Source organism: Sorangiineae bacterium MSr12523 (assembly GCA_037157775.1).
GTDB lineage: Bacteria > Myxococcota_A > Polyangia > Polyangiales > Polyangiaceae > Pendulispora > Pendulispora brunnea.
The window spans coordinates 5,337,246-5,357,549 of record CP089982.1 but is presented as its reverse complement, the minus strand read 5'-3'; the positions used below and the strand labels follow the sequence as shown (position 1 = coordinate 5,357,549).

Sequence of the window (20,304 nt, the reverse complement as noted above, 5' to 3'; positions counted from 1 at the left end):
GTGTACGTGGACGGGTAACAGTAGGAGAAGACATGCCGAGAAACGTCAAAGTCGGTTTGATTCAAATGGCGACGCCGTTCGATCCGGCGTGGGACATCGCGCGCATCAAGAAGGACGCGCTGGAGCGTCACCTCCCCCTCATCGACGAGGCGGGCAAGAGCGGCGTGCAGATCCTCGGGCTGCAGGAGATCTTCAACGGCCCGTACTTCTGCCCGAGCCAGGATCCGAAGTGGTACGACGCGGCTGAGGGGTGTCCGGGACCGACGACGGAGCTGCTCGCCGGCTACGCGAAGAAGTACGGCATGGCGATCGTGGTGCCCATCTACGAGCGCGATCTGCCCGGCGTCTATTACAACACCGCCGCGGTCATCGACGCGGACGGTACGTACCTGGGCAAGTACCGGAAGAACCACATTCCGCACACCAACGGCTTCTGGGAGAAGTACTTCTTCAAGCCGGGCAATCTGGGCTACCCGGTGTTCAACACGCGCTTCGGCAAGGTCGGCGTGTACATCTGCTACGACCGCCACTTCCCGGAGGGCGCGCGCCTGCTGGGCCTCAACGGCGCGGAAATCGTGTTCAATCCGTCGGCCACGGTCGCCGGCCTTTCGCAGTACCTGTGGAAGCTCGAGCAGCCTGCGCACGCCGTCGCCAACGGCTACTTCGTCGCGGCCTCGAACCGCGTCGGCACCGAAGGCCCTTGGAACATCGGCCGCTTCTACGGCACCAGCTACATCGTCGACCCGCGCGGGAACTTCCTCGCGACGGCCTCCGAGGACAAGGACGAGCTCATCACCGCGGTGACGGATCTCGACCAAATCGAGGAAGTCCGCAAGACCTGGCAATTCTACCGCGACCGCCGCCCCGAAACGTACGGCGACATGACCAAGATTTAGAAACCGCAGAAGAAGGAAACCGCCAGGATCGCCAGATTGAAACGAATCTGGCCCCTGGCGTTCGTCATTCGAACCGCAGAAGAAGGTGACCGCCAAGACGCCAAAAGAGCCGCCAGGATCGCCAGCTGAACCAACAATAAACCCTCATTTGGGGTTTATTGCCGATTCATCTGGCGATCCTGGCGGCCTTGGCGTCTTGGCGGTTTCCTTCTTCTGCGGGTCTTCACAAAGCAAAACGAGCCGAGAGCGTCATGCCCTCGGCTCGTTTCAATTTACGTTACGGCGAATCAGCCGGTTTTGCCGGAGGCGCTGCCGCTGGCGGAGGCGCTGGCCTTGACGTCGACGGAGACCTTGACGTCGGCCTTCACGCTGGCGGCGGCGTCGAGGGCGCCCTTGAAGGGAGCCGCCACGCAACCGGCGAGCTTGGCGCCGGCTGCAACGCCGCCGCTGGCCATGCCCTGGATGCTGCCCTGCAGGCCTTCGATGACGACGCTGACGTTGGCGGCCGTCTTGCTGGCTTGCTTGGCCTGGCCCTCGGCGATAACGAGAATGGCCGGGAGGGCCTTCTCGAGCGCGGCCTTGTACTGCGCCGCGGCCGATGCATCCGCCGAACCCTCGACGCGCACGATGACCTGGGCCGGCTTGCACTCCAGCTTGCCGCTGATCTCGGCGTCGCAGTGCGCCTTGCACTCGGCGCTCATCTTGGGCGGCGTCACCTCGCCCGTGCACTTCGGCTCCTTGAACTCGGCCGTGCAGCTGCCGGTGCAGGTGCCTTCGCACTTGGCCTTCGCCTTGAGCTCGCACGAGCCGTTGCACTTGCCGCCGCAGCTGCCCTTGGCGTTCGCCGAGCAGGTGCCCTCGCAGGTGCCGTTGCAGGTGGCGCCCTTCGAGGTCTTGCCGTCGCACTTGCCGTCGCAGGTGCCGCCGCAGGCGCCCTTGAAGCTCGCCTCGCAGCTGCCCGAGCAGGTGCCGTCGCACTTGGCGGCGCCCTTCATCTCGCACGAGCCGGAGCACTCGGCCGAGCACTGGCCCGAGAGCTTGCCGGGCTCGCACTCCACCTTGGCGCTGCCGGGTGTCACGCTCGCATCGCACTTGGCGGCGCAGTCGGCCACCATGTTCATCGAGGCTTCGCAGCGCGGCGGCGTCGTATCGATCTGCAGCTTGGCCTTCGCGCCGAACTTCGCCCGCGCGCCCTTCATCGCTTCGGCGGCGGCTTTGCACGAATCCTCACCGGACTTGAAGTCGCCGGTCACGCCGAGATCCTTCGCGAGACCGCCGCACGCGGCCTTGAGATCCGCATCGAGCTTCGCGCTGAAGGCCTGGATCTCGGCCGACGCCTGCAGACCCGCCTTGAGCTTGGCTGCATTCTCGGCGCTCACCTTGAACTGATCGACGAAGTCGACCTTACCCACCGCTTCCGCGCTGCCCAAATCCGGGCAGCCGCCTCCCGCGCCCGGGATGCCGCTGGTCAACCCGCCCGGGGCTCCGCCCGGAGCTTTGCCGCCACAGTTCATGAGGGCGGGGGCTGCGAGACCGCAAACGAGAATCGACAACGACGAGGCTTTCCAAAGAATCGAGCGTGCCATGGGTGTGCCCTTCTGGAAGATTGGATCCGGTTGTTGAACTGGAAAACTGCGCTGGTCGCCTTAGGCCCTGCTTTGGGGCTGCAGTTGACCGGTGGACTTCTCCGGCGAGACCCCGCCTACCTGTTTGCGGGGCCTCACCAAAATCAAGGAAGCCGCCGGGCGGGTATCACAATCCGAAGGTTGATCGCTTAATGAATCGTCCGTCCCCCCTCTTTCCGACGTACTTTCCGTCCTCAACTATCACGTTGCCGCGGGAAAGAACATATGCAGGACCGCCTGTGACTTCCTGACCTTCGAAGGGCGAGTAGTCGACGCGCATGTGCAGGGTCTTCTGGCTGAGTACATGCTTCTTTTCGGGATCCCACACCACGAGGTCGGCGTCTGCCCCAACCGCGATGGTACCTTTCCTCGGGTAAAGGCCAAAAATTTTCGCCGGGGCGGTGCTGGTGATCTCGACGAAGCGGTTCATCGAAATGCGGCCGGTGCGTACGCCGCCATCCCACAAGAGGTAAAGGCGTGTCTCGATACCGGGCATGCCGTTCGGTACTTTGGCGAACGAGTCGCGGCCGAGCTCCTTCTGGCCCTTCATGCAAAATGGACAGTGGTCGGTTGAAACCACTTGCAAATCGTTGGTGCGCAGGCCCCTCCAGAGGTCTTCCTGCATGGCCTTGGGGCGCAGCGGCGGTGTGCAAACGAACTTGGCCCCCTCGAACGCTCCATATTCACCCTCCGTCCGTGCGAGATCGTCATCGGAGCAGAAAAGGTATTGCGGGCAGGTTTCCGCGTACGCCGGCAGACCTCGATCGCGCGCCTCGACCACTTGCTTAAGAGCCCTTTCGGCCGATAGGTGCACGATGTATACAGGCGAGCCGGCCATCTCGGCCAGGCAGATCGCCCGGTGCGTGCCCTCCGCTTCGGCGATCTGCGGGCGGGTGATCGTGTGGTACTTGGGCGCGGTATGCCCTTTGGCGAGGGCCTGGGAAATGAGGATATCGATCGGTATTCCGTTTTCCGCATGCATGCAGATGAGCGCGCCGATCTCACCCGCGCGCTGCATGGCGCGGAAGATCATCCCGTCATCGGCGTAGAGCACACCCGGGTAGGCCATGAAGAGCTTGAACGAGGTGATACCTTCATTGACCAGGGTGCCCATCTCGGCCGCGGTGGACTCATTCACATCGGTCATGATCATGTGGAACGCGTAGTCGATGGCGGTCTTGCCCTCGGCCTTGGCGTGCCACGCATCGAGGCCCTTGCGGAGCGCGTCACCCTTCGTCTGGATGGCAAAGTCGACGATGCTCGTCGTACCTCCATGGGCCGCGGCGAGCGTGCCGGTCTCGAAGTCGTCGCTCGAGGTCGTGCCGCCAAAGGGCATGTCCAAGTGCGTGTGCGCATCGATGCCGCCCGGAAAGACGTATTTGCCTTTCGCGTCCAGGGTGCGATCGAACTGGATGGCCGGCGCTGCGCCAGGGCCGAAAATAGCTGCTATCTTTCCGTCGACAACAGCAAGATCCGCTTCGTAGGTATCGACCGCCGTGACGACAATACCGCCTTGAATGAGTGTTCGTCCCATGGTGCCCATCATACAACGTCGGCACCGAGCTCGTCTGCGAAGCTTGACCCGTTCTTGCCTGAATGCAAAAGTGCCTTCTTCACCGTGAAATCCGTACTTCCGCAACAACGCGACGAGCTGGAACTCAAGGACAAGAAGCCGCTCTATTCGGCGGCCGAAGCGAAGGCCGAGGCCGACCGCTGTTTGTATTGCCAAGATGCGCCGTGCATCAAAGCCTGTCCCACGGAGATCGACATTCCGACCTTCATCAAGAAGATCGCGACCGACAACGTGCGGGGCAGTGCCAAAACGATCTTCGAGCAAAACCTGCTTGGCTATTCGTGCGCGCGCGTCTGTCCTGTGGAAGTGCTTTGCGTCGGGGCGTGCGTGTACAACGCATGGCATCGCGAGCCCATCCAGATAGGGCGACTTCAGCGCTACGCGACGGAGAAGGCCACCCAACCGGGTAAGCCGCCGCTGTTCACGTCGGCACCGCCCAGTGGGAAGAAGGTGGCGCTCATCGGTGCGGGCCCGGCGTCGCTTGCATGTGCCGGCTATTTGGCACTCCAGGGACACGCGGCCGTCATCTTCGAAAAGCGTCCTTATGCGGGCGGGCTCAATACGACGGGCATCGCGCCGTACAAGCTTCACGCGGAGGATTCGCTGCACGAGGTGGAATGGGTGCAGTCCCTCGGTGTGGAGGTGAAGACGGGCATGGAGCTCGGCAAAGACATATTCGGTAAGGACTTACTTCGCGATTACGATGCCGTGTACCTGGGCGTCGGCCTCGGCGAGGACACGAAGCTGCGCATCCCCGGAGAAGAGGGCGACGGCATCTACGGCGCGACGGCGTGGATCGAGGCGATGAAGCTCACGCCGACGGCGGGACGGAAACTCGGGCGCGTGCTGGTCGTCGGGGGCGGCAACACGGCCATCGACGTGGCGCGTGAGTGCGCACTGCTCGGTGCAACCGAGGTCACCATGGTGTACCGGCGCGACGCCGCGTCGATGAGTGGGTATCACCACGAGATGGAGGGCGCCCGCAAAGAGGGAGTGCGCCTGGTGACGCGGGCGACCCCGGTGGCGTTCGAGCGCGATGCGCAGGGAAAATTGACGGGGCTCAAGGTTGCGGTGGACGGCACCGAACAGGTGCTCCCCTGCGACATGGTCGCCCTGGCGATCGGGCAGTCGAAGATGCACGCCATTGCGGCGGAGTTCCCCGGTGTGGAGCTCGATGCCCGAGGATGCATCGTGGCGGACCCCACGAACGGAGCAACGGGCAACGCCAAGGTGTTCAGCGGTGGCGATTGCATCAACGGTGGCAAAGAAGTGGTGAACGCCGTGGCGGATGGTCGAAACACCGCGCGGTATTTGGAGCAGTCCTGGAAATAGGCGCGAGGGACATGGGGAAGTCATGGCGGATTTGAGCATCGATTTTGCGGGCATCCGGAGTCCCAACCCGTTCTGGCTGGCGTCGGCACCGCCGGCGAACAGCGGCGAGCAAGTCATGCGCGCCTTCGACGCGGGATGGGGCGGCGCAGTGTGGAAGACGCTGGGCGATCCCATCGTGAACGTGTCGAGCCGCTTCGGCGCGGTGGACTACGCCGGGCAGAAGGTGATGGGCTTCAACAACATCGAGCTCATCACCGATCGCGGCCTGGAGGTGAACCTCCGCGAGATCCGCGAGGTGAAAAAGCGCTACCCGAAGCACGCGGTCATCGCCTCGTTGATGACGGAGACGAAGGAGGACTGGAAGGTCCTCATCCGCCGCTGCGAGGACGCAGGTGTCGACGGCCTCGAGCTCAACTTCGGTTGCCCGCACGGCATGTGCGAGCGCGGCATGGGTTCGTCGGTGGGCCAGGAGCCAAAGCTCCTTCAAGAGATCACGGCGTGGACGAAGGAGTTTGCCAAAACGCCGGTGCTGGTGAAGCTCACGCCGAACATCGGTGACATTTTGGATCCGGGCATTGCCGCGGTGAAGGGCGGCGCGGACGGGCTTTCGCTGATCAACACGATCAAGAGCATCATCGGTGTCGATTTGGACCGCATGGTGCCGGAGCCGCGGGTGGGCAATGCCTCGACCAATGGCGGCTACTGCGGACCTGCGGTGAAGCCCATCGCGATGCACATGGTGGCCTCCCTCGCGCGCGATCCGGAAGTGACCATTCCGATTAGCGGCATAGGCGGTATTTCGAATTGGCGCGACGCCGCCGAGTTCATCGCCCTCGGGTCCACCAGCGTGCAGGTTTGCACGGCGGTGATGCACTACGGATTCCGCATCGTCGAGGACATGATCGACGGATTGAGCAATTACCTCGACGAGCACGGCATGACGAGCGTGCGCCAGCTCGTGGGACGGGCCATCCCCGGCTTCCGCGAATGGGGCGATCTCGATCTGGGCTACCAAATCGTGGCCAAGATCGACGCCAACAAGTGCATCGGCTGCCAACTCTGCGTGGCCGCCTGCCAGGACGGCGCCCACCAATGCATCTTCACGGGCCCCAACGACCAACAGCGCCCCCCGCACGCGCACTACCCCGGCACCGCCAAGGCCCCGCGCCCGCAAATCCTGGGCACCCAGGCCGGCGACCGCGTCCCCTGGGTCGACGAGCCCGAGTGCGTGGGTTGCAACCTATGCGCCCTCGTATGCCCCGTCCCCGGTTGCATCACGATGGTCGAAACCTCGAACGAAACCGGCGACACCTGGAACCGTCGCGTGCAAGAGGGCCGCGACAAAGTCCCTGGCGGCATTCACGAATAGGAAACGGCCAAAGATTTTACAGGGAGGGGGGGAGGCGGGGAGGGAAACACGCGAATCCCACCGCGCACCGAGGCTTATGTTTGGGGTTTTCAGTTGGCCCACTGAGCACAGTGAAAACAAAAAAACTTCGGTGCGCGGTGGGATTTGTGCCGTATCCCTCCCCGCCTCCCCCCCTCCCTGTTCAATCCTCCGGGAGAGATCAGTTCCAGAAATCGATGGCTAGGGGCTCGTCGATGGCGTGGAGGCGCTCTTGGCTGTCGCTGGATGCGATGACCGAGTGATCGCCGGCGGGGCGGTTTGGCTTGTAGCTGTGTTGGGCCGAGGGGAATGTGCCGTCGCGAACCTCGGAGACGTATTCGGCGACCGCACGCACGGCTTGCTCGCCCAGGTCGGCGAAGCGCTTGGCGAACTTGGGAGCCTTGCCCGAGGTGAGCCCGAGCAAGTCGGTACAGACGAGAACCTGCCCGTCACAGGCCGCGCCCGCGCCGATGCCAATCGTCGGGATCCCGATTTCCGCGGTCACGCGGGCGGCGACGTCCGGCGGGATGGCCTCGAGCACGATGGCGAACGCGCCAGCCTGCTCGATGGCGCGGGCATCGGCAATGAGCTTCTGCTCCGCTTCGTCTCCCCTGCCCTGCACCTTGAAGCCACCCAGCGCGTGCACCGTTTGCGGGAGCAGCCCGATGTGGCCCATCACGGGAATGCCCGAGCGCACGAGCCGGTAGACCTGCTCGGCGAATTCGAGCCCGCCTTCGAGCTTCACGCTCTCGAAAAGCCCCTCCTTCATGAGGCGCCCGGCGCTCTCCACGGCCTGCGCCACGGAAACTTGGTAGCTCATGAACGGCAGATCCCCGACGACGTGCGCCCGCACCCCTGCGCGCTGAACGGCACGGCCGTGGTACGCGATCTCTTCCAAGGTGACCGGGATGGTGTTCGAAAGACCCTGCACCACCATGCCCAGCGAGTCGCCCACCAGGATGGCATCCACCCCCGCCTCATCGACGAGACGCGCCATGGTGTAGTCGTACGCCGTCACCATCGCGATGGCGTCGCCGCCCTGGGCAACCTTGCGTCCGCGCAGATCGGGGACGGTGATCTTTTTTCCAGCCGCCTTACCGGGGGCCCCTGCATTCGAGTACATGTTCCTCCTGGTCGCGGCCGGCTATGTACCCCTACTCGGGAATCGGTCCACGCCTAGTTCAGGTGTAGCGTCGCTCCCTCAGCGTGTCGAGGGGCACACGTGCTAACGTCCGCGACGGCGAGGCGAAAGACCCGACGTGAGAGCATCGTTGAGAGCTTATTTCGGCAATAATTTCCGCAGCTTATCTATCAGCCTGGTCGCGGTATCGCTGGGCGCCGCCACGGTTGCGTTGACCACCGGTTGCGATCGCGCCCCCTCCGCCTCGGATGCCCGCGAGTGGACCCCCGCCGACCACGACCGCGTCGAGGAACGGGGCCGGCTGCAGTCCGGCGCCCAAGCCGCTCCCCCCGCCAAAGCGGGCGGCAGCGCCGCGGCACAAGCCGGAGCCGCTGCGCCGGCTGGAGAGGACTCCGTGGTTGCCCTCACGTGGCACAATCAGTGCGCATCGTGCCACGGCATTGGCGGGCGCGGGGACGGCCCCAACGGCCCGATGTTGAAGGCGCCGGATCTCACCCGCGCCGAATGGCAAGCCAAGGTGAGCGACGCGGACATCGCCAACGTGATTCGCAATGGCAAAAATCAGATGCCGCGATTCGATCTCTCGGACAAAGTCGTAGCCGGTCTCGTTGCCCGGGTTCGCGCCGTACGTGGAAAGTAGCTCTCCTCATCCTCCGGACCTTCCGGAACCCGACTCACATTCCAATGGGGCGCCCCATGCGGGGCCCGTGGCGGGCCTTCGCCTCGGCCGTCGCTCCGGACTGATCATTCTTTTCGGGCTCATCCTGGTCGTGGTGGGCATCGTCCTCGCTCCCAAATTGCCGCACGATCAAACCGTGCACATCGTCCTTGGAAGCGGGGCCGGCCGAGTGAGCCAGCTTCAGGTCCGCTACTACGGTCCGCTGCCGGACGAAGAACCCGGCGGATATTTTGCGCGCGAGGCCACATTCCGCTACGGCCAAGGGGTGATCGCCCCTCGGATCGTCGACCATGCGCCGCGCCTCGCCGACGGCGACTACGTCGTGGAAATCGCCGTCTCGACCGACGCTGGAAACAACACCGTCTCACGCCAGGTGCACCTCGAGGAGGGGCGCTCCACATCCATCGACGTGGTGGCAGCCATCAACGAGGTAGCGCGATGAAATCGCCCGACACGCGCGCGTTCGGCGGACCTTCGCCTTTTGCCGTCGAAGTCGTCGTCACCGTCCTCTCCGGCGCCAGCAAGGGCGCGACATTGCCGCTCAAGGGCAAGGTGCGCGTGGGCAAGGCACCGGACAACGATCTCGTTCTCACCGACGACACGGTGTCGCGCCACCACTGCGAGCTTTCACGCACGGTGGCCGGTGTGCTCGTGCGCGATCTCGAGTCGACGAACGGCATCGTGGTCTCCGGGGCGCGCGTGCAGGAAGGCATCTTTCCGCCGGGTACGATCCTGCGCGTCGGCGAGGTGGAAATCGGTCTGCGGCCCGCACCGCAGCGCATGGACGTGCTGCCGAGCGAGTCGCAATCGTTCGGCGGGGCCATTGGCCATAGCGTGGCGATGAGGACGATCTTCGCCATCCTGGAGCGCATCGCCAAGACGGATGCCACGGTGCTGCTCGAGGGCGAGACGGGCACGGGCAAAGACGTGCTGGCGCGCGCGATTTGCAAAGAGAGCCCGCGGTCGAACAAGCCCTTCATGGTGGTGGACTGCGGGGCGGTGAGCTATTCGCTCATCGAGAGCGAGCTTTTCGGGCATGAGCGCGGAGCCTTCACGGGCGCGGTGTCGGCGCGCCAGGGTGCCTTCGAGCTGGCCGACGGCGGCACCGTGTTCCTCGACGAGATTGGCGAGCTGCCGCTCGACGTGCAACCGAAGCTGCTGCGCGTGCTGGAGACGCGCGAGTTCCGCCGCGTGGGCGGCAACAAGACGTTCGCGGCCGACGTGCGCGTCATCGCGGCGACGAAGCGCAATTTGGAGCGCGAGGTGGCCGCCGGCAAATTCCGCGAGGACCTCTATTTCCGGCTCGCCGTGGTGCCCATCACGATTCCGCCCCTGCGATTGCGCCGCGACGACATCACGCCGCTCATCTCGCACATTTTGAATAGCGCGGGCGCGTCGGATCTCGTGCTGCCCAAAGAGTCGCTGGAGTCGCTTCTGGCCCACGATTGGCCCGGCAACGTGCGCGAGCTGCGCAACGTGCTCGAACGCGCCATCTACATGGTGAAGCCCACCGGCGGCACGGAGCTATCGGCGATCACCTTCCCGCTGTCGATGTCCGTGCCGGAGGGCGGGAGTCCCTTCCAATTCGAGCCGTCGAAGAGCTACCGCGAAACGCGCGCCAAGTACGATGCCGACTTCGAACGCCGCTACGTGAAATGGCTTTTGGGCCGGCACCACGGCAACGTCAGCGCCGCCGCCCGCGAAGCGCGCATGGATCGCAAACACCTGCACGATATGGCCAAAAAGCACGGCCTGCGCGGCGAAAGCGACGGGTAGAGAAGAATCACATGAAGGCGGGAAGGCGGGAAGATTTTTTGGGGTTCAATTCGCCCAGTGAGCGAACTGAAAACCTCGAAAACCGCCCCACGCCCTCTGGGCCGTAAGTCCTTCCCGCCTTCCCGCCTTCATGTGAATTCTCTCTCTTAGAACACGGCCGACGCCGAGAAGTTCGCGATGTAGGCGCGCGCATTTCCGATGGCGGAGCCACCGAGGGTGTAGCCGTCGTAGTCGAATTGCATGACGTTGCCGCCGAGGCCGAGTTTGAGGCTTTGCATGAAGCCGAGCACGCGGCCTCGGCTCGAGAGAAAGGTGTAGGTTGCACGCAGTCCGAGCAGCATGCTGCTGAAGGGAGACAGCTCCCGATCGCCGGTGAAGTATTGGCCTTTGGGGCCGAGGGGCGAGTCGCCTCCGGTGTAGTCGTCGCTGAAGAACAACGCGGCGCTTTGGCGGTAGTAGCGGCCGCGGAGTTCGACGCGAAGGGCCTCTCCGAAATAGCGCTCGAACTCGGCCTCCACCGTGAGGCTTTTGACGTCCCACGTATCCCAATAGCCACGCGTCTTCAGGCGCAGGGCGCTGCGCAGCGGCTTGAGGTAGACGTTCGCGCGGAGGGTCAGCGCTTCGCGGCCGCGGTTTTCGGGGTGGTGCTCCTGCGCCTTGAGGCCCTCGCCCAGAATGACGCTGCGGTACGGATTGCTCAAAAAGCCGTGGAGGATCTCGGCCGAGTACACCAGCTGCGTGGCGAAGGTCCGCGTCCAGGCCTGCGACCAGCTGGCCTGAAATCCGTCGCGGTCGATGTCGTGCGTGGTGCGGAGCGGGTCCGAGCCGAAGCAGCCGTTCGAGTTCTCCAAGGCGCGGTAGCGCGAGGGGGCGTCGTTACGACCCTGCACGCGATCGCATACGCGGTCGAAGTCGTGCGCGTACGAGAATTCGAGCTGCGTGTTGTGCTCGAACAGCTCCGTCTTCGCAGCAATGTCGATCGCGTGGGACTTGTAGTCCTTCTCCGTCGAATACGTGTAGCCCGGCGAGAGCGATACGGCGTCGTGCTTGATGGTGAATCCACCCTTGGCGACATTGCGCACGTCGTTCACGCTGGCGGAGCTGATGACGTCCGCGCCCGCGTGCGTCGCTTGGTACGTGGGCCCCGCTTTGACGGCGACGCTGGCGCCGGACACGACGTCCGCCTCCCAGCCGCCACGCACGTCCAGAAAGGAGAATGGGCTCGCCCGCAGATCGACCGACGGAGTGTACACCGTCATGTTCGAGCGGGTCGGTGCCTCGTGGTAAAGCGTGTGCGACGTGTCGAACTGCAGCACGCCATCGGCCCGCGCTGCGGTGGTGGCCGCGAAAATCGCGAAAAACACGGAGGCGGAGGTGGCTAATTGCACCCGCAGCCTCCGCCCGACACGCCCGTGCCACCGTGCGATCCTTCACGGTTGTCGATGGCGTGCTGCACCCGCGGGTTGGCCAGCGGATCGCCGTCGAACTGCATGATGGGATCGGCCAGGAGCGCGCGGTCTTGCGGCTTGACGGTGGCGCAGCCTGCGAGAAGCAAGAGAAGCGAGAGAAGCGAAAGAAGAAGCGCGCGCATGATCAAAAGTAGACCCCCAAGCCACCCGCATACGTCTGGGCGTTCTTGTACGTGTCGGCGGTGAACAGCGTGAGGTTGGTCACCTCGAGCCGAACGAGAATGCGGTTGCGCAGGGCCAGGAGCAATCCCCCGCCGACGCGCCCCACGAAGGAATCGTGGCGTTTGAGCACGAACGAGTCGGACGTCGGAAAGGAACTCAGCCCGCCGCCACCCAAGGTGCCGAATGGGCAAATCGGCCAGCTCGGGAAAAAATGAACCGTGGCGCCGGCGCCGTAGAGGAGCTGTTGCCCATCGGCGGTGAGCGCATCGCCCAAGAAGCCGTCCAGGCTGATGGTCTTGTGCAGCACCAGCTGCGGGCGAATCTCCATGTAGCCGAAGGACGCGCGCGAGCCGTCGTCCACCGGGCCCGAGAAGACGCCGCCCACGATGGCGAGTCCGCCGCGTGCCCCCTCTAGAGGAGGAGGCGCGAGCAACCCGGGACGCGATGGGCGGCCTTCGGGGGCGTCCGGGCTCACCGCGAAAGGCTGCACCTGGTCGCCCAGCACGTAGGCCGCGCGGCCGTCGGGCAAAAAGACGCGCAGCCAAAAGCCGCTCGTGGGGCGGCCATCGATGGCGAAGGTCTCGCCTCGGTGCGCGCTGGTGACGACCCGATAGGAAATGCCGGGGCCGCTGCGCAACTCGGCGGAGTCCACGATGACACGCGCGAAAGCCTCCACGTCGTCCGCGGCCGCGCGGGCCGGCGTCACCATGAAGAGCGAGCCGGCGAGGAGCGCCGCAGCGAAAAGCCCCCGAAGTCCGCTCATGGCAGGTCTGCCCAAGCGCGGATGGCGTCGACCACCGCGTCGTCCCGTTGGAAGATGATCCGCGGATGGTTCGCCCCCGTGGGGCGCACGAGAAGCGGGGCGGTCAGGTAGTCCCGGCTCATCTCGAGCGAGACGGATTGCAGGTTCCCCTGCGCCGGGCTCCCTGCCCCGACCCGCGTGCGGTCGACGGGATGATCGCCCCCGGCGCAGTCGATGGGCTCATGCTCGACGAGCACCATGCCGCTGACCGCCGAGGCATTGAAGTGGCAACCGTTGCCCGGATCGCCCGCCGCCGGATCACCGGGGCCGCACCGCTTATTGAAGATGAGCGACGGCTCGATGTGGCAGTAGAAGTAGTCCTCGTTGAAGTGCTCCTCGGCCACGACGAAGTTGGGCCCCGGATCGACCGCACGGCAGCCGAGGCACAGCATCCACGTGAGCGTCGTGACCGCTGTCACCGCCAGAGGGATCGCTCGCACGAGAGGGACCAAGCCTCCCGCACCATAGCCCGCACGTCTCGCGCCCGTCAGGGCTTTTGTGTTCCCACGCACACAGGCTGTTGGCCCCACGCCCACGGTGAAAAAAAGTGCGCACCGGCAACCTATTGAAATGAGCCAACTTTTCTAGAAGCGGCTCACGGAATAAAAGGTGCGATGGAGCGGGCCGTGTCGCTTTCACTTGATGAAGCGGGACCGAGCTCGGTAGAAGTTGGCCTGCTTCGCAAGGGCGTCGTATCTTATCTTACATGTAGGGCGACCGTAACAGGCATTTCACGTACCAAGTTCCAACCACCACGGCCATTACGCCTACGCCCAGGCATGTCGCGCGGTCCGCTTTCAGGTGAAGGCGCCGCGATGCTCCCCCGGAGAAGAAAGACCGAAATGAAAGTTACCCCCTGGTGCCTCGCTGCTCTTGCCCCCATCGCCGTTGCCGGCTGCTCCGGCGCGTTTCTCGGCCATTTCGCAGTTCTTGCTCTTACCCTGGGCATCTTCTTCGGCACCCTCTCCCTGGGCCGTCACAGCACCGCGCTGAATGCGGCTCCCCAAGCATCTGGTTCGCCCGCGTCTCCGTCCGTTGCGACCTCGGGCGACGCTCCGAACGTTTAGCGACACATTTTCTTGCAGGTCTCGAACAGCTAGGCTACTGAGCTTTCCCACGAAACGTTGCTTCGCTGGGGCGCATAACTCAGCGGTAGAGTGCGTCCTTCACACGGACGAAGTCACAGGTTCAAATCCTGTTGCGCCCACGAATTTCCCGGAGAAAACGGGGTATTTCACAGACGTTTGGACAATTGCCGGACAATTGACTGGCACCTGAGCCATAGCGTTCACCTCTCTCCCAGTTAGCCGTTTCGGTAGTTCTGGAAACACGCGACCAAAGTCCCCTTGGCCAAGTGTCTCGGCCAAGCGAGTGTAGATGAGGGTCGTTTGGTAGTTTTCGTGGCCGGCGCGTGCGTGGATCTTCGCCGGATCGTCACCACGAATCGCCTCCCACGTAATTCCGGTCGCACGCAGATCGTGAAACCGAATGGGGCGGCTATGAGGGGTTTTGACGTGAAGCTCTTGGCGCCGGACGCCGGCGGCAAGTAAGTCCCTCTTCAAGACAGCCGATAGCCCGTATTCGCCATCCGCGCGTGGCAACACGGCCCAATCGAAGACGGTCCTCCGACCTTCTGCTCGCTTCTTCATTGCCTCGAGCATCGGCAAAACGTTTCGTTCGATGGGCATGCGGCGCGTGATGTTGTTTTTTGGCCCTTTGATGACGGTAGGATTCCGGACGCGATCGATCGCTTTGTAGAAATTGACGATGCCGTGAATCAAGTCGATGTCCGGCCAGGCCAGGGGGACTAGCTCCCCGGCCCGCGGGATCTCATAGACGCTGAACGAATAGAGCTCGGCCCGCTCCAACGGCACGTCGGGGCACGAAACGAGCTGCAGGAATTCGTTCGGGTAGAGAAACTGCTTTTGGATCGCGATGCCCTTGTCCGGTGGTGCAACGCCTTGGGCCGGGTTAACGCTCAGGATGCGAAGCGCTGGGTTCTTCGCGTGAGTGGCGTCGCGGAATAGCGCGCTGACGTGGGACCAGTTGTTGGCCGCGGTCTTCCAGGAGATCTCGTCATCTCCGACGAGATCATCCAGGTAGCGGACGAATCGTTCGAGGACCAATTTTTCCACGACCTGGATGGGAAGGTGACCGTGCTTGTAGCCCCCGCAGAAGTGATAGCGGATCCCTCGTCGGCTTTCGCCGGCGACGGGAAGCCCTTCATCCTCCCTCCAATCGGACCACCGTTCGTTGTACTCGCTAACGGTCTCGCCTCGCGCGATCGGGACAAGCCCGGTCTTGAAGGCGTCATTCGCCATAACCTTGGCGACTATTTCCGCTTGTGGCCGGTCTTGCTGTGGAATGCCCGGCATGTCGATCCAAGGACGCGTGCCATCCGGCATGGAGATGCGCGCCTTCCACATTGCGTCACCATCAAACCACTCCACTGTCCCCTTGCGTTCTCGCATTAGGACACCTCCGCTACACTCGCCTGCTCTCGAGCCGTCGAGGACGGCGGGATTCGCTGCAAAGCCTGGAGCACAAGCCCCATCCGAATTGCCGATCGGTAGTTCAAGTTCATCGATCCGGTCCCTTCGTCGGCCGAAAGCCCGCCGCCCTCAGGAATTGAGTTGCAAGAGATTGAGCGTCACCAGCAACGGGAGCCGCTTTGCGAAATCGACGAGCGTCGTTCGCGCGCGCCCATTGGTCGAAGTCCGCAGCGTCGATCACCCAGTCACGCCCGATCTGGCGCGCGCCCGGAATTGTCTTGATATGACGGAGCATCCAGGAACGCGACTTCCCAGGGCAATGGGGGCCACGCTTCGAGGTGGAATACACCACCGTGGCGCCCGCCGAACGTATGTGCGGAATCAGCAGCTCCGCCAATTTCCTCAGCAGGTTCTCGACGACATGGTCCGGCATCAACGCGCTCATCACAGCATCCATTTGTGGCTTTGGCACCATTGTTCGAATGAGCGTTCTTGCTCCTTGATGTCGACCCCCGTGGTCGGGGCCCCAGAGACTGAATTTCCTAAGTCCTGCATGACTACCTCGACTCCGTTCGCAGCTGTCCGACCCGCAGGAGCGCGTCGTTAACGTCCTCGCAGACCGACACGCCTTCACGTGACGTACTCAGGATCTCGCGCCCGACCCAGAAGACGGGCACGTGGCACGCGATCGCGAGGCGCGCCTCGCAAAACATTTCCCCTCCCGCCCCCGGACGCGCCAGCACCATGACCGCGTCACTGGTACTCACCGCGAAGTCATTCGCCAACGCGAGGGCGCGGCGGCGCTCGCGCGGCAGGCTCGCCAGATCGTCTGCGCCGCGCGCGTTACGCGCCCACTCGGACGTGGCATGGGCGCGGTGAAGTCGGAGGCGCTCGTGCACCTCCCTGACCAGAGCCGCGTCCTCGTACGGCGCGGCGACGTACACGCGAGGCCGGCGCGTCATGCGGTTCTCTCCAAGGTTGCGGGAGTAGCCCCGCCCGGCGCGCGGGATCCCGCGAGGGGCCGTGGGGAGGTCGTCGGGGTGTTGCTCGCCTCGAGGTCGGCCAGGTGCCGGCCGAGATCGCGGTGCAACATGATCTTGGCCACGCGAGAGAGGCGGTTCGCGCGTTTCCAAATCTCTTCAAGAAGCTGCCGGTCTTCCCTGACGTCGTCCGCCGGCGGCGAGGGCAGATAGCGAGTGGGAACTCGCGCGAGAGCCGGCCCCACGGGTACCGCGTCACGCTCGTGATCTTGAGGCGGAAAGTGCTCACGCGTTTTCGCTACGGCCCCGTTCGACGCGGGGGGCCCCGAATGGACGAACGAGCCTCCGTCGGTCGCGCAGAACGCCTCCTTCAGCGTTCGAACTTCACCCCCTTCAACCCGAGCGACTGCCTCGACTTGGCGTTCTTCTGGATAGTGCAGCGCCCGGAGGGCGTCGTTGACGGTGATTCTGCCCGCGCGTGCAGCCGCGACGACCGCCGGCGCGGCCCCGGCCTGGACCTTCTTCGCACGCTCCACCAGCGCGCGCGAGACTCCAACGTGTGCGCCCGCCCTCGCACTGGATTCTCTCGCGTGACGATCCCGCGAAGAGATTTCCCCTCGCGTGAGGGGATTTTGCAAGTCGCCCGCCTGACCCTGCTCGGACGGAATTTCCCCTCGCGCGTGGGGATTTTTCCTCGCGGCCTTCTTTGGTCGTCCGCGTCGCCTTTCCTCCAACCCATAGAGCCTCTCAATCTCGAGGGCCAGGAAGCTCCGCTGGGTTTCGTTCAGATGCCTTCGATGGAGATTCGCGGACGTCGCGTACCCGATCGGGTCGCTACTCGTAACGATGATAAACCTCGGTTCGACTCCGGCCTTCTTGCACGCCGCGAGGCGGCTACGCCCGTCGAGGATGCTTCTCTTTCCGGCCTGCTCTTGCACGACGACGGGATCTCGCAATCCGTTGGCTTGGATGTCGTGCGCGAGTTCCTCGAGCTCCTTTCCAAAGAGCATTGGGAAGATGCTTGCGGCCGGATGCAACGGCAGCGCATAGAGGTCGATCATGCCGCCTTCTCCGAAAGAAACCAACGGATGATGGCGTGCTCATCACGAGGACTGAACCTCGCCAGCGGTCTTTCCTCGATGAAGGCTCGCGCGGCGTAGAGCGTCCGGACGGCCACTTCGAACGGCCGCCTTCGGCCGTCGGCGTGCGCCACGTACTCGCGCAAGGTGTACGCGGGACCAACCAGCCCTTCGCCCCGGAGGATCAAATGGGTCATGCTCTCGATCTTGTGCGTAGCCCTCGGATGAGCGAACACCATGGCGCCCCAGAAGGCGGCCGGGTACTTGGCGCGGGAGAGTCCCTTGAGAGCTTCGATGGATGACTTGTGGCGCTCGTATCCTGCGCGCACCTCGGGGAGTGACCACTTCGGAACGAAGAGCTTCTCTTCGGCGAGCGCCATGCACATCCGCACGGCGGCCACGAACTTCGACGTGCACTTGATGCCGTGCACGAGCGAAAGCTGGTCCGCGAGCGTGCGGCTCCGCCCCATGTCCACCGCATCGAAGGCCGCATCGTCCACGCCGAAGTCGATAGCGACACGAATCACTGCCCCGCTTTCGATGAGGCCGTAGCATCGATGATGCCCATCCCCCAGCCACCCGGATCGCGCGAACGCCATGCCTTGGTGCGTTTGTCGCCAAGCCGCGAGGCTGTCCCGCCCATACATGGCGACGACCGACCTCGGTTCTTTGCGATTCCCTTTCGAGAACGACAAGAGGACCTGCGCCTCGATGGGGCCGACGTTGAACCATTCACGGATCGGGTCCGGCGCGTCCTTGGCGAGCTCGATCCACGTCTCGAGCTCGCGCCGGAACGCGGCCGCGCGCTGTTGTTCGTCCGTCGGCGGCTGCAGGGTGACGTTTCCCACCGCGTCCTTGACGAGGTGGTAGTCGGCGAGAGGGGCGACTTTGCTCTTTGTACTACGACTCATCGGTGACTCCCGTGCTTCCCAAGCCCGCGCCGCGAGCTTCATCGGTGTGGACCATTCGTTGGATCAGATCTCCGGCTTCAATCCCTGATCGGCCGCATCGAGAACGGCCTGGGGATCCTCGATTTCCGCGCTCACGTCGCCCTTGTCTTTTGGCGAAGCCGAGGACAAGTCGAAGCGGATCAGTGTCGATGCGATGTCGGATCGCTCGGCAGGCTCCGTGGTGCCTTCCCGGTCGCCTTCGGCGTCGTGCGGCGTCTCCAGTGGCGTCCGAACGGGAGCTCCGAGAGCAAGCTGCACCTGCCGCTCGCCGGGATCCATCGGCCTCGTCCGAATGCACTCACCGGTGTCGACGCGCACGATCCGCACCACGTTGGCGCTGAACTCCGGGCGCTCCGCCACCTCGACGTCCCGGGTCTCCTCGCCCAGGCGCACAGCGCGCGCGAGCGCACGTAGATCGCTCCGCGCCTCCCGAATGACCGTCCGTTGGGATGCCATCCACTCCCTGCGCTCGAGCTCGAGGTCTTCAATGCGGCTCACGGTCTGGGCGAGCCGCGTAGACTTCTCCGTCCTCTCTTCTTCCGTCAACCGCACGGCGAGTGATTCCGTCCAGCGGCTGGGGCGTGACGGTGAGCTCGTGGTGGGATCGGACTTCGCTACGGCCGATTTCTTCGGCCGGCCCCTCTTGCGCTTGGCAGCCTCAATGGGCGTTACGTTGTCATGCATGAATCCTCCTCGACGTCGGGGCGACCTGCCAGGCGGCGGAGGAACTCGTCGACACGCTCGTAATCGGTCGGCCCCAGCGTCGACCAAGCGCTCGCGGGAAGTTGTCCCTCGGTCATTCGCTCGAGAAGAAAGAGCTTGTTCGCCTGGGGAACGGTGAGATTGCGCTCCCAGCCGCTCCACGCGGCCTGACTCACGTCCGCCGCTCGAGCGGCGGCCATCTGCGTGATGCCGTGCGCCCGGCGCCAATGGCGCAGAAATTCGTGCGGTCGCATGAACATATTTCTAACTATGTTGTTTTGGTGCGCAAGGGGAAAGCGCGCATTCGCGCGTCCAAGCATCGCGTATCACCGAGGTAATATGCGTGCTCTGGATATCACTCTAATGTTGAGCGCCCTCGACGTGGGAGGCGACGAATCGACCGTGGCCCCTGCGCCGTTGCGTGAAATCGACGTGGTGCTTGGGAAGCCTCTTATCGGCTCGGGCTCGCTATTAGTTGGGCGATATTACAAGGCGAGTTATGTTTCATGCATGTCCAACAGGTCGGCATCCCCAGCGATCATCCACTTCGTCGTTCGCTACCTCGAATGGCTTCTGAAGCGCGACTTCCAGGGGCGCTACGGGACGGTAGAAGCGCAAAAAGTGCTTCAGCCGTTCGGCCTATCGCAGCCAATGATTGCGTTAATTCTGAAGGGCAAGGCCATTGGGCTGACGTCCATCCTTAATATTGCGGATTACGCGAAAGTCTCGTTCGACACAGTTATCGGCCGTGTCCTCCCGCCCGAGGATTCGCGATTTCCGAATTTGGAGCGCCTTGTGGCTCAGAACCCGGGCGCGTACTCCCCGGGTGCGGTCGCCATCGCACGTGGTCTCCCGATCAAGAACGACCTAACGATGGACCAGTGGCGGGAGCTATTGGCGGAGATCACGCTCTATCAGCTCAAGTTGGCGGAAAGGCTGGAACCGCCGACCGAGACGGTCATAGCCTCTATCGAACCTCTCCCCACCCGCTTGCGGATGCCGGAGCCTCCGTCCCCCATTGCCCCGGTCGCGAACCTCGCCGACCGGGAGCGCAAGCCCGAGTAACGGCCGTCACAAGTTCGGAGAGGGTCGGATATTGTTCTTTGACTGCGTCGCCTCGATTTCCAATTGACAATTATAGTTTAAACTATATAGTTTGGATTATAACCGTCACGGAGGTTTGAAGCATGACGACGGGAACCATCGGTACGTGTGGCGTGTGCAGAAATTCCACGACCGCGCCCGGCAAGGCACGTTGC

Annotated in this window: 21 protein-coding genes and 1 tRNA gene; 9 read left to right on the top strand and 13 right to left on the bottom strand. The window is 63.8% G+C overall.

Going from position 1 to position 20,304, the window contains the following annotated elements; all coding sequences use genetic code 11:
* Nucleotides 1-32: 32 nt before the first annotated feature.
* Nucleotides 33-896 carry an acyltransferase gene (locus LZC95_20565; protein WXA99203.1) on the top strand — a complete coding sequence of 288 codons (864 nt, stop codon included), beginning with the start codon at nucleotides 33-35 and terminating at the stop codon, nucleotides 894-896.
* A gap of 287 nt (nucleotides 897-1,183) precedes the next feature.
* Here LZC95_20565 and LZC95_20560 read toward each other — a convergent pair whose 3' ends face one another.
* Together LZC95_20560 and hydA are read right to left on the bottom strand one after the other, a co-directional pair.
* A complete protein-coding gene (locus tag LZC95_20560) occupies nucleotides 1,184-2,482 on the bottom strand; it encodes a hypothetical protein (protein WXA99202.1) in 1,299 nt (432 codons plus the stop codon).
* A gap of 166 nt (nucleotides 2,483-2,648) precedes the next feature.
* Nucleotides 2,649-4,055: a dihydropyrimidinase gene (gene hydA / locus LZC95_20555; GenBank protein WXA99201.1), complete on the bottom strand. Its 1,407-nt coding sequence runs from the start codon at nucleotides 4,053-4,055 to the stop codon at nucleotides 2,649-2,651.
* An 84-nt stretch (nucleotides 4,056-4,139) separates the two neighbouring features.
* Between hydA and LZC95_20550 the strand changes: the two genes are divergently transcribed.
* Nucleotides 4,140-5,426, top strand: a complete 1,287-nt coding sequence (locus LZC95_20550) for an NAD(P)-dependent oxidoreductase (GenBank protein ID WXA99200.1) — start codon at nucleotides 4,140-4,142, stop codon at nucleotides 5,424-5,426.
* Between the two features lie 22 nt (nucleotides 5,427-5,448).
* Nucleotides 5,449-6,795 (top strand): NAD-dependent dihydropyrimidine dehydrogenase subunit PreA, encoded by a 1,347-nt coding sequence (gene preA / locus LZC95_20545; protein WXA99199.1) that lies wholly within the window; start codon nucleotides 5,449-5,451, stop codon nucleotides 6,793-6,795.
* Between the two features lie 199 nt (nucleotides 6,796-6,994).
* Here the strand turns inward: preA and panB are convergent, their stop codons facing one another.
* Nucleotides 6,995-7,936: a 3-methyl-2-oxobutanoate hydroxymethyltransferase gene (panB, locus tag LZC95_20540; protein WXA99198.1), complete on the bottom strand. Its 942-nt coding sequence runs from the start codon at nucleotides 7,934-7,936 to the stop codon at nucleotides 6,995-6,997.
* Nucleotides 7,937-8,084: 148 nt separating this feature from the next.
* On the opposite strand from panB, the gene LZC95_20535 reads away from it, so the two are divergent.
* The 3 genes from LZC95_20535 (at nucleotide 8,085) to LZC95_20525 (ending at nucleotide 10,409) form a co-directional block, all read left to right on the top strand.
* Entirely contained in the window at nucleotides 8,085-8,594 is a 510-nt protein-coding gene (locus LZC95_20535) for a cytochrome c (GenBank protein WXA99197.1), read from the top strand.
* Nucleotides 8,595-8,661: 67 nt separating this feature from the next.
* Nucleotides 8,662-9,075, top strand: a complete 414-nt coding sequence (locus tag LZC95_20530) for a hypothetical protein (protein WXA99196.1) — start codon at nucleotides 8,662-8,664, stop codon at nucleotides 9,073-9,075.
* Nucleotides 9,072-10,409, top strand: coding sequence for a sigma 54-interacting transcriptional regulator (locus LZC95_20525; protein WXA99195.1), 1,338 nt, complete (start codon nucleotides 9,072-9,074; stop codon nucleotides 10,407-10,409). The genes LZC95_20530 and LZC95_20525 overlap by 4 nt, the downstream gene beginning before the upstream one ends.
* A 146-nt stretch (nucleotides 10,410-10,555) precedes the next feature.
* On the opposite strand, the gene LZC95_20520 is transcribed toward LZC95_20525, so the two are convergent.
* Genes LZC95_20520 through LZC95_20505 form a run of 4 tightly spaced genes read right to left on the bottom strand, consistent with a single transcriptional unit; the run spans nucleotide 10,556 to nucleotide 13,282 of the window.
* The gene (locus LZC95_20520; protein ID WXA99194.1) at nucleotides 10,556-11,797 is read right to left on the bottom strand and encodes a DUF3570 domain-containing protein; all 1,242 of its coding nucleotides are present in this window, start codon (nucleotides 11,795-11,797) and stop codon (nucleotides 10,556-10,558) included.
* Nucleotides 11,788-12,000, bottom strand: a complete 213-nt coding sequence (locus tag LZC95_20515; protein ID WXA99193.1) for a DUF4266 domain-containing protein — start codon at nucleotides 11,998-12,000, stop codon at nucleotides 11,788-11,790. The genes LZC95_20520 and LZC95_20515 overlap by 10 nt, the downstream gene beginning before the upstream one ends.
* A 2-nt stretch (nucleotides 12,001-12,002) precedes the next feature.
* Nucleotides 12,003-12,803, bottom strand: coding sequence for a hypothetical protein (locus LZC95_20510; protein WXA99192.1), 801 nt, complete (start codon nucleotides 12,801-12,803; stop codon nucleotides 12,003-12,005).
* Entirely contained in the window at nucleotides 12,800-13,282 is a 483-nt protein-coding gene (locus LZC95_20505; GenBank protein WXA99191.1) for a hypothetical protein, read from the bottom strand. Before LZC95_20505 ends, LZC95_20510 begins: the two co-directional genes overlap by 4 nt.
* A gap of 402 nt (nucleotides 13,283-13,684) precedes the next feature.
* Between LZC95_20505 and LZC95_20500 the strand changes: the two genes are divergently transcribed.
* The gene (locus tag LZC95_20500; protein ID WXA99190.1) at nucleotides 13,685-13,909 is read left to right on the top strand and encodes a hypothetical protein; all 225 of its coding nucleotides are present in this window, start codon (nucleotides 13,685-13,687) and stop codon (nucleotides 13,907-13,909) included.
* Between the two features lie 68 nt (nucleotides 13,910-13,977).
* Nucleotides 13,978-14,049 (top strand) — tRNA-Val (locus tag LZC95_20495).
* A 1,373-nt stretch (nucleotides 14,050-15,422) separates the two neighbouring features.
* Here LZC95_20495 and LZC95_20490 read toward each other — a convergent pair.
* From LZC95_20490 to LZC95_20465, 6 genes are all read right to left on the bottom strand, one after another.
* Nucleotides 15,423-15,782, bottom strand: coding sequence for a hypothetical protein (locus LZC95_20490; GenBank protein ID WXA99189.1), 360 nt, complete (start codon nucleotides 15,780-15,782; stop codon nucleotides 15,423-15,425).
* A 109-nt stretch (nucleotides 15,783-15,891) separates the two neighbouring features.
* Complete coding sequence (locus LZC95_20485; GenBank protein ID WXA99188.1) at nucleotides 15,892-16,296, bottom strand: hypothetical protein; 405 nt, start codon at nucleotides 16,294-16,296, stop codon at nucleotides 15,892-15,894.
* The gene (locus tag LZC95_20480; GenBank protein WXA99187.1) at nucleotides 16,293-16,850 is read right to left on the bottom strand and encodes a hypothetical protein; all 558 of its coding nucleotides are present in this window, start codon (nucleotides 16,848-16,850) and stop codon (nucleotides 16,293-16,295) included. The genes LZC95_20485 and LZC95_20480 overlap by 4 nt, the downstream gene beginning before the upstream one ends.
* A gap of 521 nt (nucleotides 16,851-17,371) precedes the next feature.
* Nucleotides 17,372-18,304 (bottom strand): hypothetical protein, encoded by a 933-nt coding sequence (locus tag LZC95_20475; GenBank protein ID WXA99186.1) that lies wholly within the window; start codon nucleotides 18,302-18,304, stop codon nucleotides 17,372-17,374.
* Between the two features lie 63 nt (nucleotides 18,305-18,367).
* Entirely contained in the window at nucleotides 18,368-18,841 is a 474-nt protein-coding gene (locus LZC95_20470) for a hypothetical protein (protein WXA99185.1), read from the bottom strand.
* Nucleotides 18,842-19,011: 170 nt separating this feature from the next.
* The gene (locus LZC95_20465; GenBank protein WXA99184.1) at nucleotides 19,012-19,299 is read right to left on the bottom strand and encodes a helix-turn-helix domain-containing protein; all 288 of its coding nucleotides are present in this window, start codon (nucleotides 19,297-19,299) and stop codon (nucleotides 19,012-19,014) included.
* 109 nt (nucleotides 19,300-19,408) lie between these two features.
* On the opposite strand from LZC95_20465, the gene LZC95_20460 reads away from it, so the two are divergent.
* On the top strand, nucleotides 19,409-20,110 hold the full coding sequence (locus LZC95_20460; GenBank protein WXA99183.1) for a hypothetical protein: 702 nt from the start codon (nucleotides 19,409-19,411) through the stop codon (nucleotides 20,108-20,110).
* Nucleotides 20,111-20,304: the final 194 nt, after the last annotated feature.

Coding starts and splice junctions, on each gene's coding strand:
- LZC95_20565 (WXA99203.1), top strand. CDS start 33: ATGCCGAGAAACGTCAAAGTCGGTTTGATTCAAATGGCGACGCCGTTC.
- LZC95_20560 (WXA99202.1), bottom strand. CDS start 2,482: ATGGCACGCTCGATTCTTTGGAAAGCCTCGTCGTTGTCGATTCTCGTT.
- hydA (WXA99201.1), bottom strand. CDS start 4,055: ATGGGACGAACACTCATTCAAGGCGGTATTGTCGTCACGGCGGTCGAT.
- preA (WXA99199.1), top strand. CDS start 5,449: ATGGCGGATTTGAGCATCGATTTTGCGGGCATCCGGAGTCCCAACCCG.
- panB (WXA99198.1), bottom strand. CDS start 7,936: ATGTACTCGAATGCAGGGGCCCCCGGTAAGGCGGCTGGAAAAAAGATC.
- LZC95_20525 (WXA99195.1), top strand. CDS start 9,072: ATGAAATCGCCCGACACGCGCGCGTTCGGCGGACCTTCGCCTTTTGCC.
- LZC95_20515 (WXA99193.1), bottom strand. CDS start 12,000: ATGCGCGCGCTTCTTCTTTCGCTTCTCTCGCTTCTCTTGCTTCTCGCA.
- LZC95_20510 (WXA99192.1), bottom strand. CDS start 12,803: ATGAGCGGACTTCGGGGGCTTTTCGCTGCGGCGCTCCTCGCCGGCTCG.
- LZC95_20500 (WXA99190.1), top strand. CDS start 13,685: ATGAAAGTTACCCCCTGGTGCCTCGCTGCTCTTGCCCCCATCGCCGTT.
- LZC95_20485 (WXA99188.1), bottom strand. CDS start 16,296: ATGACGCGCCGGCCTCGCGTGTACGTCGCCGCGCCGTACGAGGACGCG.
- LZC95_20475 (WXA99186.1), bottom strand. CDS start 18,304: ATGAGTCGTAGTACAAAGAGCAAAGTCGCCCCTCTCGCCGACTACCAC.
- LZC95_20465 (WXA99184.1), bottom strand. CDS start 19,299: ATGCGACCGCACGAATTTCTGCGCCATTGGCGCCGGGCGCACGGCATC.
- LZC95_20460 (WXA99183.1), top strand. CDS start 19,409: ATGTTGAGCGCCCTCGACGTGGGAGGCGACGAATCGACCGTGGCCCCT.